15 protein-coding genes are annotated in these 14907 nt (G+C 54.6%); 1 reads left to right on the plus strand and 14 read right to left on the minus strand.

The genetic code is table 11. The annotated features are described in order from the left end of the window. Positions 1-22: 22 nt before the first annotated feature. Both IEV00_RS02055 and IEV00_RS02060 read right to left on the minus strand, forming a co-directional pair. Entirely contained in the window at positions 23-1885 is a 1863-nt protein-coding gene (locus tag IEV00_RS02055; protein WP_188358668.1) for a DUF2075 domain-containing protein, read from the minus strand. 8 nt (positions 1886-1893) lie between these two features. Then, positions 1894-2208: a nucleotide pyrophosphohydrolase gene (locus IEV00_RS02060; protein ID WP_188358669.1), complete on the minus strand. Its 315-nt coding sequence runs from the start codon at positions 2206-2208 to the stop codon at positions 1894-1896. A gap of 272 nt (positions 2209-2480) precedes the next feature. On the opposite strand from IEV00_RS02060, the gene pdxY reads away from it, so the two are divergent. Next, the gene (gene pdxY, locus IEV00_RS02065; RefSeq protein ID WP_188358670.1) at positions 2481-3332 is read left to right on the plus strand and encodes a pyridoxal kinase PdxY; all 852 of its coding nucleotides are present in this window, start codon (positions 2481-2483) and stop codon (positions 3330-3332) included. A 60-nt stretch (positions 3333-3392) separates the two neighbouring features. On the opposite strand, the gene IEV00_RS02070 is transcribed toward pdxY, so the two are convergent. From IEV00_RS02070 to IEV00_RS02125, 12 genes are all read right to left on the minus strand, one after another. Beyond that, complete coding sequence (locus IEV00_RS02070) at positions 3393-4016, minus strand: MBL fold metallo-hydrolase (protein WP_188358671.1); 624 nt, start codon at positions 4014-4016, stop codon at positions 3393-3395. 90 nt (positions 4017-4106) lie between these two features. Then, the gene (locus IEV00_RS02075; protein ID WP_188358672.1) at positions 4107-4724 is read right to left on the minus strand and encodes a hydrolase; all 618 of its coding nucleotides are present in this window, start codon (positions 4722-4724) and stop codon (positions 4107-4109) included. 92 nt (positions 4725-4816) lie between these two features. After that, the gene (locus IEV00_RS02080) at positions 4817-6547 is read right to left on the minus strand and encodes a nitrite/sulfite reductase (protein ID WP_188358673.1); all 1731 of its coding nucleotides are present in this window, start codon (positions 6545-6547) and stop codon (positions 4817-4819) included. A gap of 37 nt (positions 6548-6584) precedes the next feature. After that, a complete protein-coding gene (locus IEV00_RS02085) occupies positions 6585-7523 on the minus strand; it encodes a sulfite exporter TauE/SafE family protein (RefSeq protein ID WP_188358674.1) in 939 nt (312 codons plus the stop codon). A gap of 42 nt (positions 7524-7565) precedes the next feature. Then, positions 7566-8840 carry a sulfate adenylyltransferase subunit 1 gene (locus tag IEV00_RS02090; protein ID WP_188358675.1) on the minus strand — a complete coding sequence of 425 codons (1275 nt, stop codon included), beginning with the start codon at positions 8838-8840 and terminating at the stop codon, positions 7566-7568. A 1-nt stretch (position 8841) separates the two neighbouring features. After that, positions 8842-9765, minus strand: coding sequence for a sulfate adenylyltransferase subunit CysD (gene cysD, locus IEV00_RS02095; protein WP_188358676.1), 924 nt, complete (start codon positions 9763-9765; stop codon positions 8842-8844). Further along, positions 9762-10562 carry a phosphoadenylyl-sulfate reductase gene (locus IEV00_RS02100; RefSeq protein ID WP_229723015.1) on the minus strand — a complete coding sequence of 267 codons (801 nt, stop codon included), beginning with the start codon at positions 10560-10562 and terminating at the stop codon, positions 9762-9764. The genes cysD and IEV00_RS02100 overlap by 4 nt, the downstream gene beginning before the upstream one ends. Positions 10563-10809: 247 nt before the next feature. After that, complete coding sequence (locus IEV00_RS02105) at positions 10810-11514, minus strand: sirohydrochlorin chelatase (RefSeq protein ID WP_188358677.1); 705 nt, start codon at positions 11512-11514, stop codon at positions 10810-10812. Between the two features lie 192 nt (positions 11515-11706). Next, positions 11707-12351 carry an NADPH-dependent F420 reductase gene (locus tag IEV00_RS02110; RefSeq protein WP_188358678.1) on the minus strand — a complete coding sequence of 215 codons (645 nt, stop codon included), beginning with the start codon at positions 12349-12351 and terminating at the stop codon, positions 11707-11709. Positions 12352-12465: 114 nt separating this feature from the next. Then, positions 12466-13266, minus strand: coding sequence for an SDR family oxidoreductase (locus IEV00_RS02115; protein WP_188358679.1), 801 nt, complete (start codon positions 13264-13266; stop codon positions 12466-12468). Between the two features lie 105 nt (positions 13267-13371). After that, positions 13372-14109, minus strand: coding sequence for a formylglycine-generating enzyme family protein (locus tag IEV00_RS02120; protein WP_188358680.1), 738 nt, complete (start codon positions 14107-14109; stop codon positions 13372-13374). Further along, complete coding sequence (locus IEV00_RS02125; RefSeq protein WP_188358681.1) at positions 14072-14791, minus strand: hypothetical protein; 720 nt, start codon at positions 14789-14791, stop codon at positions 14072-14074. The genes IEV00_RS02120 and IEV00_RS02125 overlap by 38 nt, the downstream gene beginning before the upstream one ends. Positions 14792-14907: the final 116 nt, after the last annotated feature.

Below are 14907 nucleotides of genomic sequence, written 5' to 3' on the forward strand. Positions count from 1 at the left end.
TAATATATTTGTAAAATAATTGTTAATTATGATTCAGCGCGCTAGAAAATAAATCGCATTTAGGAAGATTACCTCCTAGTCGCACTCCGACAACATCCAAAATCTTCGGAAATGAGAAATCGGAAGATTGGCCGTTATATAGGGACTGAGATTCTAGTAGATTTTGAAAATTATTTTTGAAAAAGTCACGCAATACAGGGTCGCAAACATAAACATAAGTTCCATGAACTCCGCGAGTAAGAAGAACTTTATAAATATTTTTAATCTTCACAAGGAAATCTTCATTGGTGAAGGATATATTAAGTTTATTATTTCCTTCTTTTGCTTTTTTATCCTTATATTCATTCTTATCATAGAAAACCTTCTTGCTATCTGGATCCATTCGAAGATCCTTTCCAATAATAACACCTGCATAATTCAAATCATACCCTTGAATTGTATAGATTGAACCTACTTCATTTTTAGAATTTATGGAATGAACCCAGTCGCTATCCTTCGAATTCCATTTCATTTTAAAAATTCCATATTCATCTTCAATTTCGATATCGTAATAATTTGGATTATTCTTTTCTTTTTTATTCCAGTCCCAAGCATATCCAGCGAGGAGTCTTGAAAGCTGAAATTCTCTCTCCCTCGATTCAATTTCATTCTTCATTTCATTAATGGAGTCAAAAAATCTAAAATCATACTCACCAAGATTAAAAATTTTAGGCGATTTTCCTGATAATACATCAGATATCCAATTTATATACTCCTGCGGTGAATTAATTCTCATTTGCGACTTAAGTAGATGGAACTTATTCTCAATAATCGCTTGAGATATAATTTTTTCTAGCTGCTCTTCCGACAGGTCCGAATTCTTAATACCTTGATTCTTGTCAATAAGTAAAATCTGAATTTTACTACGATCTTTAATCCAGTCTAACTGGGTAAATTCATACCTATCTTCACCAAATAAACGGATATTATTTTCTTTAAACCTTCTATTGTTTACAGCAGAAGACTGATTAGACCGACGACCTAGTCGATGAGCCTCATCAACAATTAATAAGTCAAAAATCTCAGGGCTTTCACCTACTTTAAAGGGATCAATTACCATCTCAGCAGAGAGACCATCTACTTTCCGAAAAACTTTCTTTATAGTTTCTCGAAGAGACTTTTGTGGAATAACAAAACCAATTTTTAGATTTTGCATATTATCCAGGGTCTCCGATGAAATGATTGATGCAAATTCGTCAGCCATCTGATCATAATCAATATATTCAGCCAGAGAAAGGTCATTTAGAAATTTGATAAGAAAAATTGCAATAACAGTTTTACCAGTTCCAGGATCTCCCGAAACTACAAAACATTCTGGAGAATTTAATTTTCTTGCTTCAAGGATGTCTTTAAGAATTTCAACTGAGGCGCTTAATTGATCTGCATTAAGGGTTTTAAAAGGAGACAACCTAAATAAGTCATCATTTTCGATTTCGTTTAGACTTTTACTAAAAAGCCCCTTATCTTTAAGTTCGTTGAATATTTTGGGGAATTCAGAGATATAGAGACTTTTATTATAATAATCGTGCTGAGGCATTCCCCTGTTTCGATTCAGTACGGAATATTTTCCGTCTGCAAAAAATCTATCAATGAGGTAGGACTCCAAATCAAGAGTAACTGATTTATTAAATTTTGAATCATTGATAACCCTGAATTCCTTCAACTTAGATTTTCTAGGATCCCTTAAATGCTGATTGAACCTTCTAATAGCAGAAGTGGTCTCCCCAATATACACATCTTTATCATTGTTAATAAGATAAACAACCGGCCAATGTCTTAGCCAGCCTTCTAAGACATACTCCGGAAAAGCAGATGGAACGAATTTATACTCAGAAATATTATACATATAATATCCTATTTATTATATTTCCTACTTGACCCGTAGAATTTATCTACCGGATACTTTTTATCTGTTCTATCCAGTTTATTTAATACAATTTCATCTGGATCCAAATTATTATTAATACACATAATATAAGCATAAGTTAATACGTCAGCAAGTTCGTCAATATAAGCATTGGTATCTGCTACATCTCCCCATTGGAAGCATTCTAATAACTCAGCACTCTCGATGCAGATAGACTTAGCTATATTCTCATTAGTATGAAATTTTCCCCAGTCTCGTACTTTAATAAATTTCGATATTTTTTCAACTGTATATCGTTTCATATAAGGGTACCCTTCCAAGCAAAATTATTATTTATAATAATCGTCAGTTTTCACCGGTGCTGAAAACTATGCACTGTAGATACTGCTCCTTCTATAACTATAGATTCAATAACACTAAGTAATAGCACTTGACAAAATTTCGTAGTATTGCAAGGCAAAACCGGACGTCTACTCCGTAACAAAGGCGGGGCCACAGTCACACAGCGACCCAAACTGGTCCAAAAATTTTGCCAAGTTCAGTGCAGCTAGCAGACCATGCAAGAATAAGAACTATGCGTATTCTTTCAATCCAGTCAGCGGTTGCCTACGGCCACGTGGGCAACTCAGCAGCAGTATTCCCCCTCCAGCGCCTGGGCCACGAAGTCATGCCGGTCAACACCGTGCTCTTCTCAAACCACACCGGCTACGGCGACTGGAAAGGTCCCCTCATTCCCGGCGACGACGTACGCGCCGTCATCGAAGGAATCAATGACCGCGGCGGCCTCGACGACACCGAACTGATTATCTCCGGCTACCAGGGCGGCTCCTCCATCGGCGATGCGATCCTCGACTCCGTAGCCCTCGCCCGCGAGAAGAACCCCAAGGTTCTCTACTCCTGCGATCCCGTGCTCGGCTCAGCAGACACCGGCTGCTTCGTCTCCCCCGAGGTTCAGGAACTGATTCGCGATCGAGTCATCCAGCACGCTGACATCATCACCCCCAACCAGTTCGAACTCGGCTTCGTGACCGGCACCGACCCCAAGACCCTGGACGACGTGCTAGCTTCGGTTAAGAAGGCGCAGGAAATCGGCCCCAAGACCGTGCTGGTCACCAGCGTGCAGACCCCGGATACCCCCGAGAACTCGATTCAGATGCTGGCGGTCAATGAGGATGAAGCCTGGCTCATTACCACCGACAAGCTGCCCATCAAGGCAAACGGCTCCGGCGACGTCACTCAGGCACTTTTCGCCAGCCACTATGTCTCGGGCAAGAGCCTCAAGGAAGCCCTGGAACTGACCACCGCCTCGGTCTACGAGCTCTTGAAGAACACCTTGGACTCAGGCCAGCGTGAGCTTCAGCTGATCGAATCTCAGGAAGCCTACGTGGCACCGAAGCAGAGCTTCACCGCTGAGAAAATCTCCTAGGCTGATTCTAAAAACCAAAAGGCGCACCCTGACCCAAAAGTCAGGGTGCGCCTTCTAAAGTTAAAGCTCGTAGGCCTCTCCAAAGTCCAACCAGATAGCCTGCGCTCCAATTCGAGCAGCAAAGCCCTCAAGATTTTTCTTGGCAAAACCGCGGCCAAAATCATTGAGCAGAATATCGTGAATACCAATGAGCCGCTGGGGCTTAAACTCTGCCAGGTACTCCTCCTGCTCGGCCCGCTTGGTCCAGGGCCCCTCCATCGGCAGCAGCAGAACCGGAATGTTGGCCACCGGTTGATAGGCGTCGCCGGGATGGAGCACGGTTTCATCCACCACGTAGCCCACGTTGGGAATCACATCGTCGTAGATAGAAGCCTGAGCCTGGGCAGAGCCCACCACCCGAATGCTAAAAGGTCCCACGGTAAAGGTATCGCCCTCGGAGACCTCAACCAGGCCGGGAATCTTTGCCGCCAGCCCCGGTGAGCCGTAGACCGCCAAGTTTGGCTTGGCCTCTTGTGCTGCCACCACGGCATCAATATCCACGTGGTCAAAATGGTCGTGAGTAATCAGCACGGCATCAAACTCGGTAAGGTCGGGGCGCTCTCCCCACTCACCCGGGTCAAAGAGCAGGCGGGTCTTCTCTTTTTCCAGCTCCACGGTAGCGTGGGCGTAGCGAATAATTTTCATGGTCGAAAGCAGCTCCCTCGTCACATCATTAAGACCAGCAGGTATAGAAAAGTGGCGGTAGGTTTCCCCACCGCCACCGGACTGTACTTATTACTTATCGAAGAGAATCTTCGCGAACTCGCCTGCGGTATCTTCACGAGCCCAGTCACGCTGAAGCTCGCAAGCTACCTGTACCCAGGTGGTCAGCTCGGCACCGGCAGACTCCATGCGCTGCAGGGCAGCATCATGAGCTTCAACGCTGGTGCCGCCCATAGCGTCGGTTACGGGGTAGACCTCGTAGCCCTCCTGTAGCGCATCGAGGGTCGGGAAGGTGACACATGCCTCGGTCCACAGACCGGCGATAAGAAGCTTCTTTCGGCCGGTTGCCTCGATTGCCGCCTTGAAGTTGGGGTTCTCCCAGGCGTTAATTCCGGTGCGGTCAATCTGCTCGTGGTCTTCGCCCAGAACGTTCATGATCTCGTCAATGGTTGACTTCTGACCAGAGGAAACGCGCACGGTCGATACCACCACGGGAATGTTGAAGAGATGGGCGATCTTGGTCAGCTTCTCAACGTTAGAGACCATCTGCTTCTGATCCCGGGACTTCACCGAGGAAACCTGCAGGGGCTGGAAGTCGATAATGGCCAGAACCGCATTCTCGGGTGAGAGAAGGTGGTCGGTCTTGGGGTCGCGAATACCTTCTGGTGCCGGTGCTGTAATGTTAGCCATGAGTTCACTCCTTTGTGTATGGAAATCTTGGGATTTCCTTTTGATTCTTACACAAATTACTTTACTCCTGAACTATCCCCTGTCAAGAGAAATTATTTCAGCAACTCTTCGTCCGCCTCATGTGCCCAGGCCGCAAAGGGCTGGGTGTCAGAAGACCGGTGGGCTAGGAAGTTGCGGGTCACCCGCTCCACGTAGTCAGCGAGATCCCGCTGGGGTACCTTCAGCCCGCGCACCGTGCGTCCCACATTACCCGCGCCGTCATTGGTGTAATCGGCCAGCTCCCCGCCCAGGTGTACCTGGTAGCCGGGCATCTGCTCGCCGTCCACGGTAATAATCTGGCCCTTGAGTCCAATATCGGCGGTCTGAATACGAGCGCAGGAGTTGGGGCAGCCGTTGATGTGCAGGGTTAGTTTCTCGGGCAGCTGGTCCTCAACGTCCGCCAGACGTTGCTCAAGGTCGGCAATCACCTCAGCGGCAACATTCTTGGTCTCCACAATCGCCAGCTTGCAGAACTCCAGGCCGGTGCAGGCCATGGTGTTGCGGCGGAAGACCGAGGGCATAGGAGCCAGCCCCAAATCGTTGAGTCCCTGCACCACGGCGGGCACCTTATCGCCGGGAATATCCAGGGCAATAAACTTCTGGTAAACGGTGGTGCGTAGACGATGCGACCCCACCGACTCCAGCAGGTCAGCCAGCTCAATCAGCTTAGTGCCGGAGAACCTGCCCACGGTGGTGGCTGCGCCAATGTAGTAGTTGCCGTCCTTTTGTTCGTGGACGCCGATGTGGTCGCCTGATTCACGCGGAGTCGGCGCTGCGGGGCCGTCGGCTAGCTTGTAGCCCAGGTATTCGGTTTCTAAAACCTCACGGATTTTCTCCGGGCCCCAGTCGGCCAGCAGGAACTTCATGCGGGCGCGGTTGCGCAGGCGGCGGAAGCCGTAGTCGCGGAAGATAGAGGTAACTCCCGCCCATACGTCGGGGGCCTGCTCGCGGGTGACGAAGGCACCCAGGCGCTCAGCAAACTTGGGGTTGGTGGAGAGTCCACCGCCCACCCAGAGGTCAAAACCCAGGCCCAACTCGGGGTGCTCAACGCCCACCAGGGAGATGTCATTAATTTCGTGGATAACATCCTGGGAGGGGTGGGCCGTAATGGCTGTCTTGAACTTGCGGGGCAGGTTCGAGAAAGCCGGGTCGCCAATGTAGCGGTCTTTAATTTCTCGAATCACCGGGGTGGGGTCAAAGAGCTCATCCTTGGCAATGCCCGCTACCGGGGAGCCGAGAATCACGCGGGGCACATCGCCACAGGCCTCGGTGGTATCAAGGCCCACCGCCTCAAGTCGGCGCCAGATTTCGGGAACGTTCTCCACCTCAATCCAGTGTAGCTGGATGTTCTGGCGGTCGGTAACATCGGCGGTGTTGCGGCCAAAGTCGCGGGAAATTTCACCAATGACGCGGGCCTGCTCGGTGGTCAGCTGACCGCCGTCCAGGCGCACACGCATCATAAAGTACTTATCTTCCAGCTCTGCGTCAGAGAGGGTTGCGGTCTTACCGCCGTCAATACCGGGCTTACGCTGGGTGTAGAGGCCCCACCAGCGAAAGCGGCCGTGCACATCGTGGTTGGAGATAGAGTCAAAACCCTCCTTGGAGTAGGTGGAGAGGATTCGCTCGCGAACGTTGAGGCCGTCGTCCTCCTGCTTCCACTCCTCGTTGCCGTTGAGCGGGGTCTTGCCGTCAATCGCCCACTGGCCGTTGGGCTTCTTGGAAACCGGTTTCTTGCGAGCGGGGCCGTCTTCCAGACCGTCACGCGCGGTGAGTGTTTTTGCCATCGTGAAAATCTTTCTTGTGTGCTTGCTTGAATAAAACTTAGTGAAAAACTTTGGTCTGCTGCTCAGCCTCAACGGGTGCGCTGGCCGAATCTACCGACTCGGTGTAGGAATACTGCTTCTTCCGCGAGCGCTTAATGCCCAGCAGGCTCAGGCTTGCCCCGGCGGCAACGAGCAGTAGGTAGATTGCTGTAGCGGCCCCACCGGTGATACCGGTGAGGGCAAGAAGGGGGCCGATGTTGGTCAGAGTCAGCATGGTTCCCACGAAACCGCCCAGGGCGGTGGGATTGATCTTAGAGACCAGCCAGGCAGCGAAGGGGGCCGCCAGCATACCGCCCACCAAGAGCCCGGCTACCGCCAGTAGGTGGGAGACGATTTCAGACCACATACCCAGCACAAAGCCGACAGAGGCGGCCAGGGTTACCAGGAACTCCGCTGAGTTCACCGTACCCACAATCCTGCGGGGGTCTGCCCGGCCGATGCTCATCAGGGTTGAGCTGGTGACCGGGCCCCATCCTCCCCCACCCACCGAGTCGATGAAACCTCCAAAGAGACCGAGAAAACTCAGGGTGGGGCCAGACGCCGGAGCAGCAGCGAAAGCCGTGCGGCGGCGTCCTCGGCTAAAACGAAGCACCAGGTGAACGCCAATCAGCGTGAGGATGGTGGCTGTGACCGGCTTGGCGGCATCCAGCGAGAGGTTACTGAGCACGGTAGCCCCGGCGAAAGCTCCCACCGCCCCGGGTAGCCCCAGCCGCAGGGCGGTCTTCCAGTCCACGTTCCTAAACTTCCAGTGACTAAGCCCAGAAGCCAGGGTGGTGCCCAGCTGGGCCACGTGAACAACGGCAGAGGCGCTTGCCGGTGCCATCGCTGCCAGGGCAATCAGCATGGTGGTTGAGGTAACCCCGAAACCCATTCCGAGGCTACCGTCAACCAGCTGGGCTACTGCCCCGCCCAAAGCGATCAGCAAAAGTGTGCGCATCGTTTTTCCTTACATTTCCGCGGCTACGGGTAGTAGGAGTATCTAAGCAGCAACCAGTCCGGCTGCCAGGGTGTTGCCGTCGGCCTGGTCTACCAGCAGGAAGGAGCCGATTCGACCGCGGGCGCTGTAGGCCTCAACCGGAAGCTCGCTGGCCAGCTGAATCTGCACCGTGGCAATATCGTTCAGTTCTACGGAGTCGGCATCGCGCTCTTCGAAGGTGTCGATGTCAAAGACGGACTCCACCGCGGTAATCCGTGCCCGCACCAGCGAGGTACCGTAGCGCAGCTTGACCTTGACGCCGGCCTTCAGCGTCTTCTCGTGCAGGCCCACCACGGTGGCGGTGAAGACGCGGGTGTCTTCGGGGCGATCGCTGCAGGTAAGCAAATCTCCGCGGGCCAGGTCAATATCGTCTGCCAGGCGCAGCACCACCGAATCGTCGATTCCGGCGGTCTGCACCGGGCCGTCGGTGCTGTCGATATGGGTGACGACGGTGGTGCGACCGCCACCGGCCGAGACAGCATCTCCCACCGAGACAGAGCCGCCGGTCACCCGCCCGGCATAGCCCCGATAGTCCAGGCCGTGCTCGCGGATGACATACTGAATAGGAAAGCGGAAGTCTCCCGAATCATCAATATCAGAAACGTCAATGGTCTCCAGAAGCTCCAGCACGGTGGGGCCGGTGTACCAGTCGGTGTTGTCTGACTTCTCCACCACGTTATCGCCCAGCAGAGCGCTAATCGGAATCACGTGGGTATCGCTGATTCCCTTAGCCTGCGCCAGCGCCACAAACTCATCGCGGATCTCGTTGAACACGGTTTCAGAGAAATCCACCAGATCAATCTTGTTAACCGCCAGAATCACGTGCTTGATACCCAGCAGGGCGGCCACGGTCAGGTGCCGCTTGGTCTGGGTGACCACGCCGTGTCGGGCGTCAATCAGCAAAACCACCACGTCAGAGGTTGAAACGCCGGTAACGGTGTTGCGGGTGTACTGCTCGTGGCCGGGGGTATCGGCCAGAATAAAGGTGCGGGCGGCGGTAGAGAAGTAGCGGTAGGCAACGTCAATCGTAATGCCCTGCTCCCGCTCAGCTCGCAGACCGTCTACCAGAAGTGAGAGGTCCAGCTGCTCCATACCGCGCTCGCGGGAGGTTCGCTCCACCGCCGAGAGCTGGTCTGCTAGCACCGACTTGGTATCGTGCAGCAGGCGGCCGACGAAAGTCGATTTGCCGTCGTCCACCGATCCTGCGGTGCACAGGTGCAGGGTGCTGCGGGTTGCCAGCGTTTCCACGGAGGTGTTTTCTTCAAGTGCTGCGGTCATTTTAGAAATACCCTTCCTTCTTACGATCCTCCATAGCGGATTCGCTCAGGCGGTCATCGGCGCGGGTTGCCCCGCGCTCGGTCAAGGTTGAGGTGGAGATTTCGGTGATAATCTCCTCGATAGTTTCAGCATCGGAGAGGACGGCGCCGGTGCAGCTCATATCGCCCACGGTGCGGTAGCGCACGTGCTTGGTTACTACCTGCTCACCCTTCTTGGGGCCGCCCCATTCACCGGCGGTCAGCCACATGCCGTCTCGTTCAAAGACCTCGCGGTCGTGGGCAAAGTAGATGGGCGGAAGTTCAATGTTGCGCGCGCCGATGTACTCCCAAATATCGGCCTCGGTCCAGTTAGAAATCGGGAAGACTCGAATGTTTTCCCCGGGCAGGTGGCCACCGTTGTAGAGGTTCCACAGCTCGGGGCGCTGGCGGCGGGGATCCCAGCCACCAAAGGAGTCACGCACCGAGAAGATACGCTCCTTGGCACGCGCCCGCTCCTCATCGCGGCGGGCGCCGCCCAGAACGGCGTCATACCCCTGCTCCTCGATAGTCTCAACCAGCGGCACGGTCTGCAGCGGGTTGCGGGTTCCGTCGGGGCGCTCCTGCAACTCACCGCGGTCAATCCAGTCCTGAACCTTAGCCACGCGCAGGCGGGCACCGGTCTTTTCCACCAGGCGGTCGCGGAATTCCAGAACCTCGGGGAAGTTATGGCCGGTATCCACGTGCAAGAGCTCAAAGGGAACAGCGGCGGGGGCAAAAGCGCGGCGGGCTAGCTCATAGACCACCACCGAATCCTTACCGCCGGAGAACAGCAGGCCCACCTTATCGAACTGGCCAGCGACCTCGCGCAGAATATGAATCGACTCGTTTTCGAGGTCTTTCAGGTGAGGGGAAAGCTCTTTCTTGGTATCTGTTAGTGAAATGCTCATGAAGTGTGAAGTCCGCATTCTGTCTTGTTGAAATTTGCCCATCGTCCGCTTCTGGGGTCTGCACCGGCTTCTACCTTGGCGGTGCAGGGGGCACACCCGATGGAGGGGTAGCCCTGCAGGGTCAGCGGATGAACAATGAGGTCATGGTCTTCGATAAAACGGTTGGTATCTTCAAGAGTCCAGCTGACAATCGGAGAAATCTTCAGCCGGCCGTTCTTGTCGATATCCAAAGCCGGGGTGTTGGCCCGCAGCGGGGAGTCATCACGGCGCAGACCGGTAATCCAGCCGGTATAGGGCTCCATGTACTCCGCCAGGGGCTCGACCTTGCGCATTCGGCAACAGGCGGTGGGATCGGTGGAATAAAGATTTAGGCCATAGCGCAAATCCTGCTCGCCGGTGGTGAGCTTGGGCTTGGCCCGCACCAGCTTCTGCTCATACCGGGCCTCCACCTTATCTGCGGTTTCCAGGGTCTCTGGAAAGTGGTAGCCGGTATCCAAAAACAGAAAATCCGAGTCGGGCAGGTAGCGGGAGGCAAGCTCCGCCAGCACGGTGTTTTCCATCGAGAGGGTGACCACCAGCTTGCCCTCCACGTGCTCGTGGGCCCACTCGAGAATTTCCTGGGCAGAGGCATCGTAGAGCTGCTCGGCGTAGGTATCGACCAGCTGCTGGTTGCGCTCGCGCTCCTCGTCAGAGAGGGGCTGCGGCTGCCGGGTACCCTCGGGGCTTACGCTGGGATCGGTCAGAGGCTGCGCAGCTGAACCAATGCCGAAATTTTTGAAAATGGGAGTGTTCGACACGGTTTCGCTCCTTTCAACGCTTGTGTGAGATGTGTTCAGTCTAGGCGCATTTTTTTGGTTTTCCAGAGCATTAAAATACCCCCGTCATGTGGCGACTTTTAGCCGTAAACGGAGGTCATCTAACCGTAAGTTTTCTTCACACAGGGTCTTAAAGACATTTTGTCGAAAGGCCGCTTTAAGGCCGAAAGGCCGCACACAACGCGGCCATTCGGCGTTGTGGCGGCCTCTCGGTGAAGCTGATTGAAACCTAGTCAGCTAGAGCGTGCTCCAGCCGCGCAAGGGCAACCCGCGCGAGCACCCGCGCGGCGGCGTCGTCCCCGGGGACGACGAGCGGGGCAGTTCCGAACGCACCGGCAGCTTCTGCAGCGCGCTTAACCTTGGTATCGAAGAAACCCCTGCTCATGAGGTAGTTGGCTATGAAGCAGTTGGCGGTGAGCTCATCTGCTAGTTTCGGGTCAATCTCTGCTACAAAGCCAAAGCTCACCTGTTGACCCAGCACCTGGCTCAATAGTGCAGTCTGTTCTTCGACCGCGGACCTGCCGTCGGCGCGGGAGGAACCGGCACCGGCAAGCACTACACTCTGTCCCGGGGCCCAGCCGGCCTCTTTCAGGCGGTCGGCGAGGAGCTCAGCCAGAAGGGGTGAGGGGCCCAGAGCCTCGGCACGGCGAATATCGCGAATACCTGATTTCTCGGCTGCCCGCTGCATATCAACCTGGGTATGGTAGCCGGTCGATAGCAGCAGGGGCACCAGCACCACCGTCTCGTCGGAGGGTAGGCCGGCCAGAACGGTCTCCAGTGAGGGCTCTTGAACGTCCACAAACGCCTCGTGTACGGTATACTCCCCCGGTGCCTGCTCGTGGAGAAGGGCCGCTAGCTGCTCTCTAATCAGAGCGATACTTTCGCGCCCCTGAAGATTGTTAGTACCGTGCGAAGTTGCTACCAGGTGAATCATGGGTTCCTTCTCTAGGGTGGGCGCTTCTCTAGCATGGGCAGGGCCCGGTGAGCCCTGCAAAATCTCACCCCAGTCTACCGGCTATGCTCTTATCCCGAATACAGGTGTGGTCCCTGACAGCAAGACTTCACTTGCTGTCAGGGACCACACCTGTACTTTGGGATTCACAGACCCGGGTTACTCAACCAGCACTTAGGCAACAAGCTCCTCAGCCTGCTGGCGGTTCAGAAGGCGGCCGTTGAGACCTCCGACATCGTGCCAGTCGCCGGTCATCTCAATCTTGTGGGCGATGTCCACGCCACCTGCCTTGACGGGCTCCCAACCGCCTGCGGTCATGAGCTCAACAATGCGGGTTTCTGCCTCGGAATCATCGGTGGCAAAGAGCTGGGCAACCTTATCGCCCTGCTCGGTGGTTTCCAGACCCAGGCTTGCAGCTGACATAGTGCCAAAGGCCTTGACGTAGTAGGCACCCTCGGGCAGCAGAGCCTTAATCTGCTGGCCGGCGGAAACACCCTCGGGGTTGGCATTGAGGAACTTACCCTCCTCCGAGATGGTGAAGTTGTTGGAGGGGTCAACTACAACCTTACCCACCAGAGCTGAGCCGAGTTCCTTAATGAGCTCCTGGGTGGTGGGGAACATGGTGGCGAAAACAACGGTATCTGCTGCCTTGATAACGTCGGCAACAGTGCCTGCCTCAATTCCCAGACCGAACTCTTCTGCTGACTTCTGAGCCGACTCCAGGTTTGAAGCTGCCACCAGAACCTTTTCGCCTCCCTTAGCAAGGCGGGTAGCTACCTGAGTTCCGATTCGTCCGGTGCCAATTACAGCGGTTGTCATGGTGTTTTCCTTTCAGTCAATAACTTTACCTGACAACTATTAACCTACTCCCCTGATTCAAAAAATCAAGTTATAGATGCAATACCGCAATATTTTGGCAAAATTGTTGCACCACTAGGAGTTTCGGCGAATAACCTTGTACTGAGCGGCCTGAGCCACCGGGCGCAGGGTGATGTGATCAAGGTTGATATGGTGCGGAACATTCAGCGCAAAGACGACGGTCTGCGCGACATCCTCGGCCAGCAGCGGCTTCTCCACGCCCGCGTAGACTTTCTCGGCAGCCTCAGCAGAGCCCAGGCGCACTTTAGAGAACTCTTCGGTGTGTACCATGCCGGGCCGAATCTCAATCACGCGAACGTTATTCTCCGCTTCTTCCAGGCGCAGGGCCTCGGTGAGTCCGCGCTCACCAAACTTAGCGGCGTTGTAGCCGGCACCGCCTTCGTAGCCTGCCTCAGCAGCGGTTGAGGTCAGATTCAGGATGGTGCCCTCACCGTTTTCCCGCAGGGCAGGCAAAAACGCGCGGATCATATTAAGGGTTCCCAGCACGTTAGTGCGGTACATCCATTCCCAGTCCTCGTTGCTACCCTCACCCACGCGGTCGGCACCGTGGGCACCGCCGGCAATATTAACCAGAGCGTCCAGGCGCCCGCCGGTTTCTTGAAGGAGCTTCTCGGTGGCAGCAATGACGGCGCTTTCGTCGATGGTATCGAGGGGAAGGGCAATAGCACCGGTTTCTTCAGCCAGGCTCTGAAGCCTCTCTGCCCGGCGGGCCGCGGCGTAAACAGTCCAGCCACTGGCGCGCAACTGATAGACAGTAGCCCTGCCGATTCCTGAGGAGGCACCGGTGACCAACGCCACCTTGCCGGTATGGGCATCTGAAGCAAAAGGATTCGAGGGAAGTGTTGATTCAGCCATACTTCAAGCCTACAGCTCCCCCACCCCAGCGCCGTCCTTATTACAAAAATCGGCACCGAAGAAGCAGGCTTCTCCGGTGCCGATTTAATAATTAGACTTCAGCTCTTAGATATCGCGTACCAGGCGGAAGCCCCACATGTTGGAGTGGATGTAGTTGTTGTAGTAGGCCGAACGGTAGGCAATACGCAGGTTCTGGGGCATGTAGTCCCAACCACCACCGCGCAGCACGGGGAATTCAGCCACACCTGCGGTACGTGCTTCTTCGGTGTAGGGGCCTGATTCAAGGTTGGGTTCCCAGTAGTCGGCAACCCACTCACGGGCGTTACCGGTTACGTCATAGAGACCCCAGGGGTTGGGCTTGTAGGAACCGATTTCGGCGGTGTAGGCAGCGTGGTCATCTGCCTCCATGCGGTCGGGGAAGCCGTAACCGGTTACTTCGTCAGAGCGAATATCGTAGCCGGCTGCATACTCGCTACCGTCGTTGATGTCCTCGCCCCAGAAATAGGCGGTCTGAGTACCCGCACGTGCTGCGTACTCCCACTCAGCCTCGGTGGGCAGGCGCCAGTTCTGGCCGGTCTTTACCGAAACCCAGCGAGCAAATGCCTGGGCATCTGCGCGGGAAACCTGAACCACCGGGTGCTGGTCAGAATCCTGAGGAATACCGGGGTTCTCCCAGGTCACGCCTTCGCGGTACATGGAAGAAGTCGGATCCATGGTTTCGGGCGGAGCGGGGAAGCCCACGCCACCGGCAGGCATAGCGTAGCCGGTTTCAGCAACGAACTGGCGGAACATGGCTCGGTTTACCTCAGTGGGCATAATGCCAAAGCGGCGACGAATGGTCACCGGGTGCTGGGGGGGTCTCCCAGGCAGCGCGGTAGGAGTCAACGTTGTGGCTTGCCCACTCTTCGGGGGTGCCACCCCTCTGGTAGGTACCGGTGGGAATCACGGTGAAGTCGATGGAGAACTTACCGGCGTTGTCTGAGTACACCTTGAAGTCTTCAAGGTTAGCGGGCAGCGGCTTCTGAGGCGCTGCGGAAATTCCGGCGGTAGCCTTCTCATCGTTGAAGGGGTTCTTCAGGTCAAAGGCCAGGCGGTCACGCCAGAGCTGCATATCAACGCGGGTGTAGCGGTTCTCCAGCTGAGCGGGGCGGTTTTCAGTCTCAAACTGGTCTTCCTCGTTCAGCATAGCCAGAGCCTGGTTGTGAAGAATCTGAGCATCGCGGGAGAGCTGCGGGTTGATCTGAGCGCTGGTTGCATCGAAGAGCTGCTGGGATAGATCTGCAATGCGGGTGTAGACATCGCGGTAGTAGCCCTTGGGCCACTCGACTACTGCCTCTGCCTCTTTGAAGATCTTGTTCAGCTTGTTGACGTAGGGGTGAGGCTTGTGCTTTGAAGCGGCCTTGCTAATCTCGCGACCGGGCACAAGACTTGACGAGGGAGCAGATGCGAAAGCGGGAGTTGCGCTTGCTACTGCGGCAACAGCAACACCTGCACCAGCTGCGGTAAAGAATTTACGGCGATCCATGAGTAATCCTCCTGTGACTAGTAACTATTTTTGTAAGGGTGGGCTTTTATTGCCCATGTATTACATTACAACGAAAATATTATTTGTCTAATCCCCTCAATAACCCACAACAAAAT

Source organism: Rothia aerolata (genome assembly GCF_014635585.1).
Taxonomy (GTDB): domain Bacteria; phylum Actinomycetota; class Actinomycetes; order Actinomycetales; family Micrococcaceae; genus Rothia; species Rothia aerolata.

What these genes read in the sequence shown, in the direction of transcription:
- IEV00_RS02070 (WP_188358671.1), bottom strand. Translation starts at nt 4,016, where the DNA reads ATGAAAATTATTCGCTACGCCCACGCTACCGTGGAGCTGGAAAAAGAG.
- pdxY (WP_188358670.1), top strand. Translation starts at nt 2,481, where the DNA reads ATGCGTATTCTTTCAATCCAGTCAGCGGTTGCCTACGGCCACGTGGGC.
- IEV00_RS02080 (WP_188358673.1), bottom strand. Translation starts at nt 6,547, where the DNA reads ATGGCAAAAACACTCACCGCGCGTGACGGTCTGGAAGACGGCCCCGCT.
- IEV00_RS02060 (WP_188358669.1), bottom strand. Translation starts at nt 2,208, where the DNA reads ATGAAACGATATACAGTTGAAAAAATATCGAAATTTATTAAAGTACGA.
- IEV00_RS02115 (WP_188358679.1), bottom strand. Translation starts at nt 13,266, where the DNA reads ATGGCTGAATCAACACTTCCCTCGAATCCTTTTGCTTCAGATGCCCAT.
- IEV00_RS02090 (WP_188358675.1), bottom strand. Translation starts at nt 8,840, where the DNA reads ATGACCGCAGCACTTGAAGAAAACACCTCCGTGGAAACGCTGGCAACC.
- IEV00_RS02085 (WP_188358674.1), bottom strand. Translation starts at nt 7,523, where the DNA reads ATGCGCACACTTTTGCTGATCGCTTTGGGCGGGGCAGTAGCCCAGCTG.
- IEV00_RS02125 (WP_188358681.1), bottom strand. Translation starts at nt 14,791, where the DNA reads ATGGATCGCCGTAAATTCTTTACCGCAGCTGGTGCAGGTGTTGCTGTT.
- IEV00_RS02110 (WP_188358678.1), bottom strand. Translation starts at nt 12,351, where the DNA reads ATGACAACCGCTGTAATTGGCACCGGACGAATCGGAACTCAGGTAGCT.
- IEV00_RS02075 (WP_188358672.1), bottom strand. Translation starts at nt 4,724, where the DNA reads ATGGCTAACATTACAGCACCGGCACCAGAAGGTATTCGCGACCCCAAG.
- cysD (WP_188358676.1), bottom strand. Translation starts at nt 9,765, where the DNA reads ATGAGCATTTCACTAACAGATACCAAGAAAGAGCTTTCCCCTCACCTG.
- IEV00_RS02105 (WP_188358677.1), bottom strand. Translation starts at nt 11,514, where the DNA reads ATGATTCACCTGGTAGCAACTTCGCACGGTACTAACAATCTTCAGGGG.
- IEV00_RS02055 (WP_188358668.1), bottom strand. Translation starts at nt 1,885, where the DNA reads ATGTATAATATTTCTGAGTATAAATTCGTTCCATCTGCTTTTCCGGAG.